General features: G+C 71.3%; 15 protein-coding genes and 1 tRNA gene. 11 read left to right on the top strand and 5 right to left on the bottom strand.

Annotated features, from left to right (window positions below):
* Nucleotides 1-112: 112 nt before the first annotated feature.
* A complete protein-coding gene (acs, locus tag ACFQ7C_RS02365; protein WP_378897412.1) occupies nucleotides 113-2,107 on the bottom strand; it encodes an acetate--CoA ligase in 1,995 nt (664 codons plus the stop codon).
* 421 nt (nucleotides 2,108-2,528) lie between these two features.
* On the opposite strand from acs, the gene ACFQ7C_RS02370 reads away from it, so the two are divergent.
* The 9 genes from ACFQ7C_RS02370 (at nucleotide 2,529) to ACFQ7C_RS02410 (ending at nucleotide 12,029) form a co-directional block, all read left to right on the top strand.
* Entirely contained in the window at nucleotides 2,529-3,728 is a 1,200-nt protein-coding gene (locus ACFQ7C_RS02370; RefSeq protein WP_378897414.1) for a TadA family conjugal transfer-associated ATPase, read from the top strand.
* Nucleotides 3,713-4,756: a type II secretion system F family protein gene (locus ACFQ7C_RS02375; RefSeq protein ID WP_378897417.1), complete on the top strand. Its 1,044-nt coding sequence runs from the start codon at nucleotides 3,713-3,715 to the stop codon at nucleotides 4,754-4,756. The genes ACFQ7C_RS02370 and ACFQ7C_RS02375 overlap by 16 nt, the downstream gene beginning before the upstream one ends.
* Nucleotides 4,757-4,875: 119 nt before the next feature.
* Nucleotides 4,876-5,112 (top strand): DUF4244 domain-containing protein, encoded by a 237-nt coding sequence (locus ACFQ7C_RS02380; RefSeq protein ID WP_378898265.1) that lies wholly within the window; start codon nucleotides 4,876-4,878, stop codon nucleotides 5,110-5,112.
* Nucleotides 5,112-5,444 carry a TadE family type IV pilus minor pilin gene (locus ACFQ7C_RS02385; RefSeq protein WP_378897420.1) on the top strand — a complete coding sequence of 111 codons (333 nt, stop codon included), beginning with the start codon at nucleotides 5,112-5,114 and terminating at the stop codon, nucleotides 5,442-5,444. Before ACFQ7C_RS02380 ends, ACFQ7C_RS02385 begins: the two co-directional genes overlap by 1 nt.
* A gap of 46 nt (nucleotides 5,445-5,490) precedes the next feature.
* A complete protein-coding gene (locus tag ACFQ7C_RS02390) occupies nucleotides 5,491-5,808 on the top strand; it encodes an Rv3654c family TadE-like protein (protein WP_378897423.1) in 318 nt (105 codons plus the stop codon).
* A 67-nt stretch (nucleotides 5,809-5,875) separates the two neighbouring features.
* The gene (gene topA / locus ACFQ7C_RS02395) at nucleotides 5,876-8,593 is read left to right on the top strand and encodes a type I DNA topoisomerase (RefSeq protein WP_378897426.1); all 2,718 of its coding nucleotides are present in this window, start codon (nucleotides 5,876-5,878) and stop codon (nucleotides 8,591-8,593) included.
* Nucleotides 8,590-9,231, top strand: a complete 642-nt coding sequence (gene tmk, locus ACFQ7C_RS02400) for a dTMP kinase (protein ID WP_378897429.1) — start codon at nucleotides 8,590-8,592, stop codon at nucleotides 9,229-9,231. The genes topA and tmk overlap by 4 nt, the downstream gene beginning before the upstream one ends.
* A 57-nt stretch (nucleotides 9,232-9,288) precedes the next feature.
* The gene (locus ACFQ7C_RS02405; protein WP_378897432.1) at nucleotides 9,289-10,473 is read left to right on the top strand and encodes a DNA polymerase III subunit delta'; all 1,185 of its coding nucleotides are present in this window, start codon (nucleotides 9,289-9,291) and stop codon (nucleotides 10,471-10,473) included.
* Entirely contained in the window at nucleotides 10,470-12,029 is a 1,560-nt protein-coding gene (locus tag ACFQ7C_RS02410) for an alpha/beta hydrolase (RefSeq protein WP_378897434.1), read from the top strand. The genes ACFQ7C_RS02405 and ACFQ7C_RS02410 overlap by 4 nt, the downstream gene beginning before the upstream one ends.
* Before the next feature lie 148 nt (nucleotides 12,030-12,177).
* On the opposite strand, the gene ACFQ7C_RS02415 is transcribed toward ACFQ7C_RS02410, so the two are convergent.
* From ACFQ7C_RS02415 to ACFQ7C_RS02425, 3 genes are all read right to left on the bottom strand, one after another.
* The gene (locus tag ACFQ7C_RS02415) at nucleotides 12,178-12,837 is read right to left on the bottom strand and encodes a methionine ABC transporter permease (protein WP_378897437.1); all 660 of its coding nucleotides are present in this window, start codon (nucleotides 12,835-12,837) and stop codon (nucleotides 12,178-12,180) included.
* Nucleotides 12,830-13,867 (bottom strand): methionine ABC transporter ATP-binding protein, encoded by a 1,038-nt coding sequence (locus ACFQ7C_RS02420; RefSeq protein WP_378897440.1) that lies wholly within the window; start codon nucleotides 13,865-13,867, stop codon nucleotides 12,830-12,832. The genes ACFQ7C_RS02415 and ACFQ7C_RS02420 overlap by 8 nt, the downstream gene beginning before the upstream one ends.
* An 88-nt stretch (nucleotides 13,868-13,955) precedes the next feature.
* Nucleotides 13,956-14,858, bottom strand: a complete 903-nt coding sequence (locus ACFQ7C_RS02425) for a MetQ/NlpA family ABC transporter substrate-binding protein (protein ID WP_378897442.1) — start codon at nucleotides 14,856-14,858, stop codon at nucleotides 13,956-13,958.
* A 258-nt stretch (nucleotides 14,859-15,116) separates the two neighbouring features.
* On the opposite strand from ACFQ7C_RS02425, the gene ACFQ7C_RS02430 reads away from it, so the two are divergent.
* Together ACFQ7C_RS02430 and ACFQ7C_RS02435 are read left to right on the top strand one after the other, a co-directional pair.
* Nucleotides 15,117-15,189, top strand: a tRNA-Thr gene (locus tag ACFQ7C_RS02430).
* Nucleotides 15,190-15,247: 58 nt separating this feature from the next.
* A complete protein-coding gene (locus tag ACFQ7C_RS02435; RefSeq protein ID WP_378897444.1) occupies nucleotides 15,248-15,643 on the top strand; it encodes a hypothetical protein in 396 nt (131 codons plus the stop codon).
* 20 nt (nucleotides 15,644-15,663) lie between these two features.
* Here ACFQ7C_RS02435 and ACFQ7C_RS02440 read toward each other — a convergent pair whose 3' ends face one another.
* Complete coding sequence (locus tag ACFQ7C_RS02440) at nucleotides 15,664-16,620, bottom strand: EamA family transporter (protein WP_378897447.1); 957 nt, start codon at nucleotides 16,618-16,620, stop codon at nucleotides 15,664-15,666.
* Nucleotides 16,621-16,713: the final 93 nt, after the last annotated feature.

The following is a 16,713-nucleotide window of genomic DNA, read 5'->3' on the forward strand; positions in this document are numbered from 1 at the left end:
CCCCCGTCGAGGTCGAGGTCGTCTTCTCGTACGCCTGATCGGCGACGCGAGCCACGAACGACAGAGAGCGGATGCTGCAGCCCCGGGCTGCAGCATCCGCTCTTCTCGTTCGCTACTTGACCTGCGCGGAGATCACCGACATGACGGCGGTGTCGGCGAGCGTGGTCGTGTCGCCGACCTCGCGGCCCTCGGCGACATCGCGCAGCAGGCGGCGCATGATCTTGCCGGAGCGGGTCTTGGGCAGCTCACCCACGATGTAGACGTCGCGGGGGCGGGCGATCGGGCCGATCTGCTCGCCGACCCAGAGGCGCAGGCTCTGCGCGAGGCCGTCGGGGGAGTGGGCGTCGAGGTAGGACTGCTTGATGATGACGAAGGCGACGACGGCCTGACCGGTGGTCTCGTCGGAGGCGCCCACGACGGCCGCCTCGGCGACGGCCTCGTTGCCGACGAGCGCCGACTCGATCTCGGTGGTCGACAGGCGGTGGCCCGACACGTTCATCACGTCGTCGACGCGGCCGAGCAGCCACACATCGCCGTCGTCGTCGAGGCGGGCGCCGTCGCCGGCGAAGTAGTAGCCCTGCTTCTGGAACTTCTCCCAGTAGGTCTCGACGTAGCGCTCCGGGTCGCCCCAGATGCCGCGCAGCATCGACGGCCACGGCTCGGTGATGACGAGGAGTCCGCCGTTGCCGTTGCCGACGTGCGTGCCGTCCTCGTCGACGACGTCGATCGAGATGCCCGGCAGCGGCACCTGCGCCGAGCCGGGCTTGGTCTCGGTGACGCCCGGGAGGGCGGAGACCATGATCGAGCCGGTCTCGGTCTGCCACCACGTATCGACGATCGGCGCGGTCTTGCCGCCGATGATCTTGCGGTACCACATCCACGCCTCGGGGTTGATGGGCTCGCCCACCGAGCCGAGGAGCCGCAGCGACGACAGATCGAACTGCTTCGGGATCGCACGGCCGAGCTTCATGAACGAGCGGATCGCGGTCGGGGCGGTGTAGAGCACGGTGACGCCGTACTTCTGCACGATCTCCCACCAGCGACCGGGGTGCGGGGCATCCGGCGTGCCTTCGTACAGCACCTGCGTCGCGCCGTTCGCGAGCGGGCCGTAGGTGACGTAGCTGTGCCCCGTGATCCAGCCGATGTCGGCGGTGCACCAGTACACGTCTGTCTCGGGGTGCAGGTCGTGTACGACCTTGTTGGTGAACGCCGACTGCGTGAGGTAGCCGCCCGACGTGTGGAGGATGCCCTTGGGCTTGCCGGTGGTGCCTGACGTGTAGAGGATGAACAGCGGGTTCTCGGCGGGGAACGCCTGCGCCTCGTGCGCGGCGGACGCCTGCGGGACGACGTCGTGCCACCAGAGGTCGCGGCCGTCGGTCCAGTCCACCTCGTTGCCGCCGCGCTTGACGACGAGCACGTGCTCGACGGTCTCCTGCGCGCCGGTGCCCCGGTCGGCCAGCGCGAGGTCGACGGCCGGCTTCAGCGGCGAGACCTTGCCCTTGCGGTAGCCGCCGTCGGCGGTGATGACGAGCTTGGCCCCGGCGTCGTCGATGCGGGCGCGCAGGCTGTCGGCCGAGAAGCCGCCGAACACGACAGAGTGGATCGCGCCGATGCGCGCGACCGCGAGCATCGAGGCCACGGCCTCCGGGATCATCGGCAGGTAGATCGCGACCCGGTCGCCCTGGCCGATGCCGAGGCCCTCGAGCACGTTCGCGAGGCGCTTGACCTCGTCGGTGAGCTCGGCGTAGGTGACGCGGCGCTCGTCGCCGGGCTCGCCCTCCCACAGCAGGGCGATGCGGTCGCCGTTGCCCGCCTCGACGTGGCGGTCGAGGCAGTTGTAGGCGACGTTGAGCTCGCCGTCGGCGAACCACTGTGCGAACGGCGGGTTCGACCAGTCGAGCACCTCGCTGAACGGCGTGTGCCAGTGGAGGTCGCGGGCCTTGTCGGCCCAGAATCCGAGGCGATCGGCTTTCGCCTCCTCGTAGAGCTCGGCCGTCGCGATCGCGTTGCCGGCGAAGTCGGCGGTCGGCGCGAAGCGCCGGTCCTCGTTGAGCAGGTGGTCGATCTGGCTGCTGGCGGTGTGCGTGACCGGGGTCTGTTCGCTCATGGGAGCGCGCTCCTTTGCGGGCTGTGTCGAGGCCGAGCGGTGTCGGCGAGTCTGCCAGGAAATGTACCCACCGCCGCCGGAACCGACTACCCCCGATAGTAGGGAGCCGCGCATGCATCGATCCCGACCGATATATCAGTGAGAATCCTCTCCTTTTCGTTTTGTCAGGACCCTTACCTCGCATATGCTGACCGGTGGCCGAACATCGATTCTGGCATTGCGGCACCCGACGTCACCCCCCGAATTCGGGGCCGCGCTTGGCGGCATCCCATTCCCCCCATGGGATGCCGCCTCCATTTGTTGGGAGCGGTCCCTCGGCCCGCGGGCGCCGGCTCCTCCCCAGCTCGCACCACGGCGCGGCTCTCCACGGATGACGGATTCTGCCGACAGGGCCGGGGCGCGCTCTCCGTAGCGTCGGAGCATGTCCGCACCGTTCGTCGTCCGTCGCCGTTCCGGGGCGGCGGGTGCGCCCGGTTTGCAGGCGAGACCGGATGCTGCGGCCCGGCCGGCGGCTGCGACGCCGTCCTCAGCGGTGGCCCGGCCGGAGATCGTCCCACCGGCGGGGGCGCCGCTGCCGACCGGGGGAGTGGCCGGCAGATGGGTGCCGCCCCGGGGCGGTGCGGCCCCCGTCGAGCGCTCCGACCCGGGGACCATGCTCGGACTCTCACGGGTGCCGGCGCCGCGGCATCCCGTCCTCGACCCGTTCGCGGCCTACCTCGACGACCCCGACGTCACGGACGTGTTCGTCAACGGCGCGTCGGGGCTGTTCGTCGATCGCGGAGCCGGCGTGGCGCGGGCGCGCGAGTGGCGTGCCACCGAGGAAGAGGTGCGCGACCTCGCCGTTGCGCTCATCGGCCTGGGCGGACGCCACATCGACGACGCCTCGCCGTGCGTCGACGTGCGCCTGGAGGGCGGGATCCGCGTGCACGCCGTGCTGCCGCCGATCGCGCCCGAAGGCACGGTCCTGTCGATCCGCGTGCCGCGCTTCGGCGCCGCGACGCTCGACGAGCTGCAGCGGACCGGCATGTTCGACGGGACCGCTCGCCGCCGGCTCGACGCGGCGATCGCCGGGCGCACGAACCTCCTGGTCTCCGGCGCCGCGGGAGCCGGCAAGACGACGCTCCTCGCGGCGCTCCTCGCGGCGGCGCCCGAGCACGAGCGGATCGTCACGATCGAGGACGTCGCCGAGCTCCGTATCGCGCACCCCCACCATGTGCGCCTCGAGGCCCGTCAGCCGAACATCGAGGGCAGCGGCGGCGTCGGTCTGGCGCGGCTGGTGCGGGAGGCGCTGCGGATGCGTCCCGACCGCCTGGTGGTCGGCGAGTGCCGCGGCGACGAGGTGCGCGAGCTGCTCTCGGCCCTGAACACGGGTCACGACGGCGGGGCCGGGACGGTGCACGCGAACGGCCTGCACGACGTGCCGGCCCGGCTCGAGGCGCTGGGCGCGCCGGCCGGACTCGACGACCGCGCGCTCGCGCGCCAGGCGGCGAGTGCGATCGGACTCGTCGTGCACGTGGAGCGAGGTGCGGACGGCTCCCGCCGCATCGCCGGGGCGGGTCGTCCCGTCGTCGACGCCGAGGGGCGTCTTGCCATCGAGGAGGAGCGATGGGACTCTCGTTGACGGCGTCGCGCCGACCCCCGGCGGCGTCGGCGCACATCGCCGAGATCGTGCTGCGGCTGGCGGTCCTGCTGCAGGCGGGGGTGTCTCCGGCCCGCGCATGGGAGCATCTCGCCCGCGCCGGCGATCCGGCCGCTCGGCACGTCGCCTCGGCGATCGGGCGAGGGGTACCGCTGCCCGAGGCGATCGCGACCGCGGGGCCCGGCGCGTGGCGCGAGGTCGGCGTCGCGTGCCAGGTCGCGCTGGTCGTGGGTGCGCCGCTCGCCGAGTGCCTGCGCGGACTGGCCGCTGCGCTGCGTGACGCGCAGGAGGCGGCCGACGACGTGAGGGTCGCGCTCGCCGAGCCCGCGGGCACGGCCCGGCTCATGAGCTGGCTTCCGCTCGTCGCGGTGGGGCTGGGCGCGGCGCTCGGCTTCGACACGTTCGGCACACTGTTCGCGAACCCGCTCGGACTGGCCTGCCTCGGCGGCGGGGCCGTGCTCATCCTCGCCGCCCACCGATGGACGAAGCGTCTCGTGCACGCGGCCGCGACGGCCGACGGCTCGCCCGGCCTGGACGCCGAACTGATCGCGATCGCGCTGAGCGGTGGGGTCTCGATCGATCGCGCGCGGACCGTCGTGCAAGACGCCCGCCGACGCGGAGCGGCGGCGGAGGGCGGCGGTCCGGACGCCAGCGCCGATCCGGACGCCGGCTCCGATTCGGACGCGGGCTCCGGTCCGGACGCGGGCTCCGGTCCGGGCGTGGGCGCCGGTCCGGGCGTGGCAGCCGCCGATCGGCCGCCCGGCCAGCTGGACGACGTCGACGCCGTGCTCGCGCTGTCGCGGACGGCGGGTGTGCCCGCCGTCGAGCTGCTGAGGGCTTCGGCCGCTGACGCCCGGCATCGCGCCCGTATCGAAGCCCGTCTGCGTGCCGCGCGGCTCTCGTCGCGGCTGCTCATCCCATTGGGTGTCTGCACCCTGCCCGCGTTCCTTCTTCTCGGAGTCGCACCGATGCTGCTCAGCGTCATGTCGACGATGTCGGTGTCGCTGTGAGGGCGCACACGCCCGCGCCGGCGGGGAGCCCCGCGGCCCGGCCGCGCGGCTTCGAACCCGCCGGCCACGATGCCGCCCAGACCGTGCCCGTCACCACGAATCCCTCGAACGGAGAAGCCATGTTCCTGTCGCACGCCGATCGCACCGTCCCCCCGCTCACCCGTCGCCGCGCCGAACGACTGTTCGCGTCACGCGGTGACGCATGGGCGGACGACACCGGGGCCGCGACGGCCGAGTACGCGATCGCCACGATGGCCGCCGTCGCGTTCGCGGGCCTGCTCGTCGTCATCATGAGGTCGGACGAGGTGCGCACCATCCTCACCGACCTCGTGCGCCGCGCGCTCACGGTGGCGTGATGCGGCCGCGGCTGGGCGACGACCGCGGGTCGGTCGTCGCCGAGTTCGCGGTCGCCCTCCCGGCCGTCGCCCTCGTGCTGGTCGTCGGTGTCGGCGTCCTCGCGGCGGCGTCCCGGCAGGTGCGTCTGCAGGACGCGGTGGCGGATGCCGCACGCCTGAGCGCACGCGGCGAGTCCGAGCAGCGCGTGCGCGACGCCGTCACGGCGACGGTGGCGGCAGCATCCGTCGACATCTCTCCGCGGGAGGATCTCGTCTGCGTCACGGCGTCCGCCCCCGCCCTGTTCGGACTCCGGGTCACTGCTTCCGGCTGCGCGCTGGCGGGTGGGCTGTGATCGCGCCCGGACGCGCGGCGGCGCGCCGCGCGAGCGGAGCGGGCTGATGGCGGGAACGGTGGCGGCCGCGGGAGTCGTCGCCGCGGCGGCCCTGCTCTCGGCAGGGGTCGCCGTCGCGGGTGCAGCGGCGGTCGCGGGGCAGCGGCTGGCCGCCGCTGCCGATGCCGGGGCGCTCGCCGCAGCGGACGCGGCATCCGGTGCGGTTCCCGGCGTCCCGTGCGATCGTGCGGCCCAGATCTCGGCGACATTCGGCGCCGAGATCGAGGCCTGCGATCTCGACGGGCTCATCGCGACGGTCACCGTCTCCGTGCGCCTCGGGCCGGTGACCGCGCAGGCGTCGGCGCGGGCGGGGCCACCGCCCTGATCGCGTCTCACAGCCCCTGCACCGAGAACTGGCGTGTATGGTTTGCGTCGAAGAAAGGACGCCCCCGTTGGCAGAAGGCAAGAAGCTCGTCATCGTCGAGTCACCGACGAAGATGAAGTCGATCCAGGGTTACCTCGGCGATGGCTACGAGGTGCTCAGCTCGGTCGGGCACATCCGCGATCTGGCGGACAAGCGCGACATCCCGGCCGACAAGAAGCAGGCCTATGGGAAGTATTCGATCGACATCGACAACGGCTTCGACCCCTACTACGTCGAGAGCGAGCGCGGCAAGAAGACGGTCGCTGAACTCAAGCGCGCGCTGAAGGGGGCGGACGAGCTCCTGCTCGCCACCGATGAGGACCGCGAGGGCGAGGCCATCGCGTGGCACCTGCTGCAGACGCTCAAGCCGAAGGTCCCCGTCAAGCGCATGGTCTTCCACGAGATCACCAAGGACGCGATCCAGGCTGCCGTCGGCAACACCCGTGAGCTCGACCTGGCGCTCGTCGACGCGCAGGAGACGCGCCGCATCCTCGACCGCCTCTACGGCTGGGACGTCAGCCCCGTCCTCTGGTACAAGGTGCAGCAGGGCACGTCGGCCGGCCGCGTGCAGTCGGCCGCGACGCGACTCGTGGTCGACCGCGAGCGGGAGCGCATGGCGTTCGTGTCGGCGTCCTACTGGGACATCGAGGCGCTCGCCGCACCCAACCGCCCGCAGGGTCTCGACGAGTCGTTCTCGACCCGCCTCGCCCGCGTCGACGGCGCGGTGCTCGCGCGCGGCACCGACTTCGACGACCGCGGCGAGCTGAAGAAGGCCGTGCTGGTCCTCGACGAGGCGCAGGTGCGCGAACTCGCCGCCGCGATCGAGGCTGCGGCCGAGGCATCCGTCACCGCTCTCGAGTCCAAGCCGGGAACCCGCAGCCCCAAGCCCCCGTTCACGACCTCGACGCTCCAGCAGGAGGCCGGCCGCAAGCTCTCGATGAGCGCCAAGCACGCCATGGGCGTCGCGCAGCGTCTCTACGAGAAGGGGTACATCACTTATATGCGCACCGACTCGACCGCGCTGTCGACGCAGGCCGTTCAGGCCGCGCGCGAGCAGGCGGTCGCGATGTACGGCGCAGCCTCGGTGCCGCTCAACCCGCGCAGCTACCGCAACAACAGCAAGAACGCGCAGGAGGCGCACGAGGCCATCCGCCCGTCGGGCGAGACGTTCCGCACGCCGTCCGAGGTCTCGGGCCAGCTCGACCGCGACGAACTGCGCCTGTACGACCTCATCTGGAAGCGCACCATGGCGAGCCAGATGTCGGACGCGAAGTACGAGACGACCACCGTGACCCTCGAGGTCTCGGCGGGCGGCCGCCGCGCCGAGTTCACGGCGTCCGGCACCGTGTACACCTTCAAGGGCTTCCTCGAGGCCTACGAAGAGGGGCGCGACGAGAAGCGCAGCGACGCCGACAAGAGCGACGACCAGGCGCTGCCGGCGATGGCGGTGGGCGACGTGCTGCGCTTGCGCGACGTCGAGCCCAAGGGCCACGCGACGAGCCCCAAGCCGCGGTACACCGAGGCGAGCCTCGTCAAGGCGCTCGAGGAGAAGGGCATCGGCCGCCCTTCGACGTTCGCGAGCATCATCGACGTGATCCTCAACCGCGGCTACGTCACCAAGCGCGGCCAGGCGCTCATCCCCAGCTGGCTCGCGTTCAGCGTCGTGCGCCTGCTCGAGCAGCACTTCGCGGACCTCGTCGACTATGACTTCACCGCGGCGCTCGAGGACGACCTCGACGCGATCGCGCGCGGTGAGCAGAAGCGCCAGGACTGGCTGCAGGACTTCTACTTCGGGGGAACCGACCACGTCGGCCTCCGCAACATCGTCGACAACCTCGGCGAGATCGACGCGCGGGCGCTCAACTCGACGCCGATCGGCGACGTCGCGACGCTGCGGTTCGGCAAGTACGGCCCGTACCTCGAGGTGCCTGACAAGGAGAAGCCGGATGCCGAGCCCCGGCGCGTCAACATCCCCGAGGACCTCGCGCCCGACGAGCTGACCCCGGCGCGCGCGCAGGAGCTCATCGACGCGCCCGTCGCGGGCGACCGCGTGCTGGGGGAGAACCCCGCCAACGGCAAGCTCGTCGTCGTGAAGGACGGCCGCTTCGGCCCGTACGTGCAGGAGAACGACCCGCCCGCAGCGGAGGAAGTCGACGAGGAGACCGGCGAGGTCGTCGCCGTCGGGCCCGAGCCGGCCCCGAAGAAGCGCGGCGCGAAGAAGGAGGCCGCGCCGAAGCCGCGCACGGCGTCGCTCTTCAAGTCGATGTCGGTCGACACGATCGACCTCGACACCGCGCTGAAGCTGCTGGACCTCCCGCGCACCGTCGGCCTCGACCCCGAGACCGAGGCGCCGATCACCGCGCAGAACGGCCGCTACGGACCGTACCTGAAGAAGGGCACCGACTCCCGCACGCTGCAGAACGAGCAGCAGATCTTCGACATCACGCTCGAGGAGGCGCTGGCCGTGTACGCGCAGCCGAAGTATGGCGCGCGCGGTGCGTCGTCGGCGCTCAAGGAGTTCGAGGCCGACCCCACGAGCGGCAAGCCGATCAAGCTCAAGGACGGCCGCTTCGGCCCGTACGTCACCGACGGCGAGACGAACGCGACGATCCCGAGGGGCGAGGACGCGATGGAGATCACGTTCGAGCGCGCCGTGCAGCTGCTCGCCGACAAGCGTGCGAAGGGTCCGGCGAAGCGCCCGGCGCGCCGCACGACGACGACGCGCAAGCCCGCGGCGAAGAAGTGACGGCCGCCGACGGCGCCGCGAGAGGGCTGTTCGTCACGTTCGAGGGCGGCGACGGCGTCGGCAAGACGACGCAGGCGGCGCTCCTCGACACGTGGCTGACGGATGCCGGGCGCACCGTCGTGCGCACGCGCGAGCCCGGCGGCACCGAGGTGGGCGTGCTCATCCGCGACATCGTCCTCCATCACCGGGGCGAAGTCGCGCCCCGAGCGGAGGCGCTGCTGTACGCCGCCGACCGGGCGCACCACATCGAGACGCTCGTGCGCCCCGCCCTCGCGCGCGGCGAGGTCGTGATCCAGGACCGCTATCTCGACTCGTCCGTCGCCTACCAGGGCGCGGGGCGCGTGCTCGGACGCGACGAGGTGCGCGAGCTGTCGCTGTGGGCGACCGGCGGACTGCTCCCCGACGTCACGGTGCTCCTCGACCTCGACCCCGCGTCGGCCCGCGAGCGGCTCGACGCCGACGACAAGCCCTTCGACCGCCTCGAGGCGGAGAAGGAGCACTTCCACGCCCGGGTCCGCGAGGAGTTCCTCGCGCTCGCCGCCGCCGAGCCCGAGCGCTTCCTCGTGCTCGACGCGGCGCTGCCGGCGGACGAGCTCGCAGCCGCCGTGCGGGCTCGTGTGGAGCCCCTCCTCGCATGAGGCGAACGCACGGCGTACGCACAGCCGGTGTCCGGCGCCACGGTTAGGCTGGTCGGCATGGAGCCAGTCGCCGCTGTCGCTGGGGCGTCCTCCGCGGAGGACGATCAGACGTTCCCCTGGGGCGACGTGTGGGGGCAGCCCGACGCCGTCGCGGCGCTCAGGGAAGCAGCATCCGATCCCGCGTCGATGACCCACGCGTGGCTCATCACCGGCCCTCCCGGCTCCGGTCGGTCCACGCTCGCCCATGCTTTCGCGGCAGCCCTCATCGCCGAGCCCGGCGACGAGCGCACCATGCAGCAGGTGCTCGCGGGCACCCACCCCGACCTCACCGCCCTGCGCACCGAGGGCGTGATCATCTCCATCAAAGACGCCCGTGCCCTGGTGGAGCGCTCGTACTTCGCGCCGTCGCTCGGGCGCTATCGCGTCATCGTGATGGAAGACGCCGACCGCATGGCCGAGCGCACCTCCAACGTGCTGCTGAAGGCGCTCGAAGAGCCGCCCGAGCGCACCGTCTGGGTGCTGTGCGCGCCGAGTGACGCCGACCTGCTGCCGACGATCCGCTCCCGTGTGCGCACGTTGCGCCTGCGCGAGCCCGATGTCGCCGACGTCGCCGACCTCATCGTGCGTCGCAGCGGGGTCGATCCCGCGATCGCCGAGCAGTCCGCCCGCCACGCCCAGCGCCACATCGGGATGGCGCAGCGACTGGCGACGGATGCTGCGGCCCGCGCCCGGCGCGATGCCACGCTGCGGGGCGTGCTCGCCGTACGCGGCGTGGGCGACGCGGTCGAGGTCGCCGGAGCGATCGTCACCGCGGCGACCGACGACGCGAAGGCCCTCACGGCCGAGCGCGACGAGGCCGAGCGTGCCGGCCTGCTGCGCACCCTCGGCATCGCCGAGGGCGGTGCGATCCCGCCCGCCGTGCGGTCGCAGCTGTCGGCGCTCGAGGACGAGCAGAAGCGCCGCGCCACGCGCAGCCTGCGCGACGGCATCGATCGCGTGCTCACCGACCTCGAATCGATGTTCCGCGACGTGCTGATGCTGCAGTTCGGTCGCGACACCGCGCTCATCAACCGCGAGCTCGAGCACGACCTGCGAGCGCTCGCCGCCGCGTGGACTCCCGAGCGAACGCTGACGGTGGTCGACCGCATCGGCGTCACGCGCGAGAACCTCGAACTCAACGCCGCCCCCGCGCTCGCCCTGGAGAGCATGCTCGTCACCGTCGCGAGCGGAAGGACCCCGTGAACCCGACCCGCCCCCGCAGATTCCGTCGCACGGTCGCCGTGCTGGCCGGCCTGGTCGCAGCATCCCTCGTCCTCAGCGGCTGCCTGTCCTCGATGATCCCGGACGCGGCTCCGCGCCCGACGTCGAGCAAGCCGGCCGACACCGGCGGCGTTCCCGCCGAGCTGCTGCCGTACTACGAGCAGACCCTCGACTGGTCGGGCTGCAACGAGACCTTCGACTGCACCACGGTCACCGCACCCCTGGACTGGTCCGACCCGTCGAAGGGCGACATCGAGCTGTCGGTGATCCGCCACCGCGCGGAAGGCACCACCGAGCCCACCGGATCCCTGCTGACCAACCCGGGCGGGCCCGGTTCCAGCGGCGTGGAGCTGATCCGCGACTCGGTGTCGTTCGCAGTCAGCGAGCCGGTGCGACGGCAGTTCGATGTCATCGGCTTCGACCCGCGCGGCGTCGGCGAGTCCACCGCGGTGACCTGTTACGACGCCGCCGACATGGATGCGTACCTGTTCGACATCCCCGAGGGCGCGCGCGGGACGGATGCCTGGGCGGACGAGCTCCTGGAACGCCACGAGGGATTCGCCGAGGCGTGCGACGCGAACAGCGACGGCATCCTGCCCTACATCACGACCGAGAACGCCGCGCGCGACATGGACCTGATGCGCGCCGTGCTGGGTGACGAGGAGCTGTACTACCTCGGCTACTCGTACGGGACGTTCCTCGGCGCGACGTACGCGAAGCTGTTCCCCGAGAAGGTCGGGCGACTCGTGCTGGATGGCGCCGTCGACCCGTCGGTCTCGAACCTCGACGTCAACGTGACGCAGGGGATCGGCTTCGAATCCGCGCTGCGGGCCTACATGGCGGACTGCCTCACGGACGACGAGTGCCCGTTCCGCGGCTCGGTCGACGAGGCGATGGCCGACCTGGGCACGCTCCTCGCGAGCGTCGACCGCGACCCGATCCCGAACGCCGACGGCCGCATGCTCGGTGCAGACTCGCTCATGACCGCGATCGTCTCCGCGCTGTACTCCCAGGACAGCTGGCCCTACCTGACGTTGGCGCTCACCGAGGTGCTCCAGGGCAACGCCGACATCGCGTTCCAGCTGGCGGACTTCTACTACGACCGTCTCGACGGCGCGTACATCGGCAACCAGACCGAGGCCTTCCGTGCCTACAACTGCATGGACTACCCGGCCGAGGGCACCGACGAGGCGCAGACCGCGGCGGAGGCCACGCTCGCGGAGCAGGCCCCCACGATCGCCCCGTACTGGTTCGGCCCCGACCCGTGCTCGGTGTGGCCGTACCCGCCCACCGGCGTGCGCGAGCCCATCGCGGCGGAAGGCGCAGCGCCCATCGTCGTGGTCGGCACCACGAACGACCCCGCGACCCCGTACGAGTGGTCGGTCTCGCTCGCCGACCAGCTGTCCTCGGGGGTCCTGGTGACCCGGGTCGGCGAAGGGCACACCGGGTACAACAAGGGCAATCCGTGCGTCGACGCCGCGGTCGAGACCTACCTCCTCGAGGGCACGCCACCCGAGGACGACCTGCGCTGCGGCTAGTCGCAAGACGTTTTCGCGCGACCTCCGAGATGGCCGCAAACCCTCACACGAGGTGGGCCCACGCGCCCCAGAGGCTCCGCGCAGCCCGAAGCGATGCGGGGAGTGGGCGTGGGGAGCATCCGTCCTCTCGCTCCGGAGCGCGGGGTCGTCAGCGGCGCAGGACGTGGCGCGCCAGCGCGTTGCCGAGGAACTGCACGAGCTGCACGATGACGATGATGACGAGCACCGCGGCCCACGTCACCGCCGGGTTGAACTGCTTGAAGCCGTAGACGATCGCGAACTCGCCCAGGCCGCCCGCGGCTACGGCACCCGCGATCGCGGTCATGTCGACGAGGGCGACGACGATGAACGTGTAACCGAGGATCAGCGGACCGAGGGCCTCGCGGGGGAGGAGGCGCAGAAGGATCCGCGACCGGCTCGCCCCCGTGGCGCGCGCGGCCTCGATCACGCCCGGCCGCACCGTGAGGAGGTTCTGCTCCACGATGCGGCTGATCGCGAAGAGCGATGCGATGGTGATCGCGAAGATGCCGAACTCCGGCCCGATGCCCGGGATGCCGAGGCTGCGCGCGATGGGCTGGACCGCGGCGAGCAGGATCACGAAGGGGATCGGCCGGAAGAAGTTCACGACCACGTTGAGCGTTCCGAACAGGAACCGGTTCGGGAACAGGCTGCCAGGTCTCGTCGCGTACAGCGCGATGCCGACGAGGAGGCCCGCGATGCCGCCGAAGACGAGACTCAGGGAAACGACGTACAGCGTCTCGGCCGTGGCGGCCCAGAGCTCTGGCAGAAGATCGACGAGCCTATCCACGGGCGTCCTCCTCGATCAGCGGTGCGAACGCCGAAGCGGCGTCGATGGCGTGCTGCACGGCATCCGCCTCTCCGGTCAGGGCGAGCGTGAGGTGCCCGAAGACGCGCCCGCCGATGTCGTTGATGCCGCCGTGCACGAGCTCGAACCGCACGGCGTGCGACGAGAGGGCGGCGAAGACGTCGGCCTGCGTGATGTCGCCGTCGCGGATCGTGAACGTCACGATGCGCCCGGGATGGCGATCGCGCAGGGTGCGGAGCTGGTCGCCGACCGGGACGTCCTCGATGATGCTCGCGACGAACCGGCGCGTGGCGGCGTGCCGCGGCGCCGACAGGACGTCGAACACCGCGCCGCTCTCGATGATGCGGCCGTTCTCCATCACGACGACGCGGTCGGCGAGGGTGCGGATCACGTCCATCTCGTGCGTGATCACGAGGATGGTGACGCCGAGCTCTTCGTTGATGCGCTTCAGAAGCGCGAGCACCTCCTGCGTCGTATCGGGATCGAGGGCGCTGGTCGCCTCGTCGGCGAGGAGGATGCGCGGGTTGGTCGCCAGCGCGCGGGCGATGCCGACGCGCTGCTTCTGGCCTCCCGACAGCTGCTCGGGGTAGCTCTTCGCCTTGTCGGCCAGGCCGACGAAGCGCAGCAGTTCATCCACGCGCGCGGCGATCTCTGCGCGCGGACGGCGGGCCACCTCGAGCGGGTACGCGACGTTCTTCGCGACCGTGCGGGAGTCGAAGAGGTTGAACTGCTGGAAGATCATGCCGATGTCGCCGCGCAGTTCCCGCAGTTCGCGCTCGCGCAGGTGCGTGATGTCTCGGCCGTCGATCTCCACGGTGCCCGCGGTCGGCGTCTCGAGCGCATTCACCAGGCGCAGCACGGTGCTCTTGCCGGCGCCGGAGTAGCCGATGATGCCGCACACCTCGCCGGCGGCCACGTCGAGCGACACGTCGTCGACCGCAGCGACCGGAGAGGCGTCCTTGGAGGGCGGCGGGAAGGTCTTGGTCACGCCGGTCAGGCGGATCAGGGTCATGGATGCTCCTCGGCGGAACGCGCACGTGCGGTCCGCGCGCACGAGGTGCACGCGGACCGCACAGACGAGTGCCGCGAAATGGCGGGTGTTACGAGTTGGCGCGGATGTCGTCCTCGACGTCGGTGAGCGACGCGACGAGCTCGTCGGCCGGGGTCTTCACCAGTACGGCGGTGCCGCCCGAGGCCTCGACGACGCCGTCCAGGACGTCCTGCGTGTTCTGGTAGATCTCGACGAGCTTGAGGTACGTCGGGTTGTCGGCGTCCTCGGCCTTCGCCGCGAAGATGTTGATGTACGGGAAGGCGCTCGGGTCGGCCGGGTCGTCGGTGGCGATCGCGTCCTCGGGGGTGAGGCCGGCGTCGGCGAGGAAGTCGTTGTTCACGATCGACGCGGCGACGTCGGGGAGCGAGGTCGCCGTGAAGGCGGCGTCCAGCGCCTCGACCTTCACCTTGGACTCCGGCAGCACGTCGGCGACGGTCGAGAAGACCGAGCCGCCGTCCTTCAGCTCGATGAGGCCGGCCGACTGCAGCACGAGCAGGCCGCGCGCCTGGTTCGACTCGTCGTTGGGGACGGCGACCGTCGAGCCCTCGGGGATGTCGTCGGCGGACTCGTACTGCGACGAGTACAGACCGAGCGGGTAGATCGCGGTGGCGCCGATCGGCTGCAGGTCGTCGTCGCTCTGCACGTTGTACGTCGCGAGGTAGATGATGTGCTGGAACTGGTTGAGATCCAGCTCGCCTGCCGAGAGGGCGGGGTTCGGCTGCGTGTACTCGCTGAAGTTGACGAGCTCGACCTCGATGCCCTCGTCCGCCGCAGCCTCCTTGTAGGTCTCCCAGTACGGGTCGCCGGAGTCGACGACGCCGATGCGGACGACCTCGTTCTCGTCGGAGGCGCCGGCGGCAGCATCCGTTCCGGTCCCGGCGCAGCCGGCGAGGAGGAGGGCGAGAGGAAGCGCGAGTGCTGCTGCTGCGGTGAGCTTCTTGGACGTGGACATGTGAGTGCTCCTGTGGATCGAGGCCCGTCTCGGGCTTGTGACCGCGCGCACGATCCACGGACCGCGCACGCTTCGTCGCGGACCGGGTTCGAACCTACGTCGACGTCACGCAACATCTCGAACCGGGATGTAATACGTCGACACCGAGTCCGCCGCAAAGCGGGATCGAGTCCGGAACGGATGCCTCGGCCGCCGTGGTTCGCGAGCACCGACGAGACCCTGTAAGATCGTTGCTTGTGCGTCGCGCAAGCGAGGCTCGCCACCTTAGCTCAGTCGGCAGAGCGAATCACTCGTAATGATTAGGTCAAGGGTTCGATTCCCTTAGGTGGCTCAGAACCGGAAGCGGCCGCGGACAGCGGCCGTTTTCCGTATGCGAAGGAGGGTGTGCGGTGCCTCAGGCGATCGACGCCCTCGCTGAGATCTTCTCGTGGATCGGGTTCGGCGTCGGCGCCCTCCTCGCCGGCGTCGCGCTCATCATGTATCTGTTCGACGGCACCTGGGTGCCGGCGCGCGCTGTGGTCGAGACCGCTCCGAGCGGCCGGCTCGTCCGCTGGTTCGACGAGGACGGCGGTGTCGGGGAGGCCCACCTCACCCACGAGCAGGACCACCGCATCGGCGACGCCGACATGGCCGACATCTTCGTGCGACGCGGATCGCACAATCGGATGCGGCTGACCCAGGGGTCGCCCGCCGTGCGGGCGGTCGCACGCCTCGCGGGTGGGATGCTGACGCTCGGCGTGGTCGCGCTCGCCACGTCGCTCGTGATGCTCTTCGTGCGCGGCTGATCCCACGGATCCCCGCGCCGCTACGCGACGGCCAGCATGCCGCCGGCGGCGAGGGCGAGTCCGAGGCCCACCCACTGCACCGCCGCGACGCGCTCGCGCAGCACGATCGCGGCGAGGAGGATCGTGCCGGCGGGATAGAGCGCGGTGAGCGCCGACACCACGGCCAGGTCGCCGGTGCGCAGCGCGAACAGCGCCAGGGCGTTGGCGGCGGCATCCGCGATCCCGCATGCGATCGCCAGCCACCATGCCTGACGCGTGGTCGTGATGACGCGAGCGAAATCCGACGTGGGGTGCTCGAGGTCGGCGTGTCCGCTGGGCGTGGCGCCGAGGGGGAGCCCGTCGGCCTTCAGTGCCGACCGGGCGCGTTCGCCGCGGCGCAGCGCCGAAAGTGCCAGCACCCCGACGATCACGCCCGTCACGACGCCGCTCGTCGCGCGACTCGTCACCAGCGGGACGAGGCCGCTGTCGGCGGAGGTCTGATCGAGGACGATGAGGAACGCGCCGATCGCGAGGCCCGCGCCCACCGCCATCGCGAGGCCTCGGGCGCTCGGGCGCACGATCCTCTCGCCGGGGATGAAGCCCACGAGCACGACCGCGACGAGCGCCACGCCCAGTCCCGCGTACCCGATCGGCGCCAGGGCGTCACCGTTCACCAGCAGCCCCCACAGCATCGGCGCGACGGCGGAGACGACGGCGGTCAGCGGCGACAGGATGCTCATCGGGCCGATCGCGAGGCATGCGTACAGCAGCGCGATCGCGACCACGCTCACGATGCCGCCGAGCACGCCCCACGCCACATCGGGCGCCGACCACACCCCGCCGAACAGCGGCTGGGCGACGAGCAGCGCGGCGAGGCCCGCGACGGCGGCGACAGCGGTGACCGCGATGGATCGCAGGCGCCGGGCGGCGAGTCCGCCGAGGAAGTCCGCCGCCCCGTACACGACGGCCCCGACGAGGGCGATGGCGGCTGAGAGCATCGCGACCCAGCTTAGGAGCGGCGCGAGGCCGAGTGACGGCGTGGTTCGCACCGAAATGGTCGAACGAGACGCAATTCGCTAGATAAGCTAGCG

This window comes from Microbacterium sp. NPDC056569 (genome assembly GCF_042793475.1).
Classification (GTDB): Bacteria; Actinomycetota; Actinomycetes; order Actinomycetales; family Microbacteriaceae; genus Microbacterium.

Excerpts from the sequence above, each read along its gene's own strand:
- acs (WP_378897412.1), bottom strand. The coding sequence starts at position 2,107 with ATGAGCGAACAGACCCCGGTCACGCACACCGCCAGCAGCCAGATCGAC.
- ACFQ7C_RS02370 (WP_378897414.1), top strand. The coding sequence starts at position 2,529 with ATGTCCGCACCGTTCGTCGTCCGTCGCCGTTCCGGGGCGGCGGGTGCG.
- ACFQ7C_RS02375 (WP_378897417.1), top strand. The coding sequence starts at position 3,713 with ATGGGACTCTCGTTGACGGCGTCGCGCCGACCCCCGGCGGCGTCGGCG.
- ACFQ7C_RS02380 (WP_378898265.1), top strand. The coding sequence starts at position 4,876 with ATGTTCCTGTCGCACGCCGATCGCACCGTCCCCCCGCTCACCCGTCGC.
- ACFQ7C_RS02385 (WP_378897420.1), top strand. The coding sequence starts at position 5,112 with ATGCGGCCGCGGCTGGGCGACGACCGCGGGTCGGTCGTCGCCGAGTTC.
- ACFQ7C_RS02390 (WP_378897423.1), top strand. The coding sequence starts at position 5,491 with ATGGCGGGAACGGTGGCGGCCGCGGGAGTCGTCGCCGCGGCGGCCCTG.
- ACFQ7C_RS02405 (WP_378897432.1), top strand. The coding sequence starts at position 9,289 with ATGGAGCCAGTCGCCGCTGTCGCTGGGGCGTCCTCCGCGGAGGACGAT.
- ACFQ7C_RS02420 (WP_378897440.1), bottom strand. The coding sequence starts at position 13,867 with ATGACCCTGATCCGCCTGACCGGCGTGACCAAGACCTTCCCGCCGCCC.
- ACFQ7C_RS02425 (WP_378897442.1), bottom strand. The coding sequence starts at position 14,858 with ATGTCCACGTCCAAGAAGCTCACCGCAGCAGCAGCACTCGCGCTTCCT.
- ACFQ7C_RS02440 (WP_378897447.1), bottom strand. The coding sequence starts at position 16,620 with ATGCTCTCAGCCGCCATCGCCCTCGTCGGGGCCGTCGTGTACGGGGCG.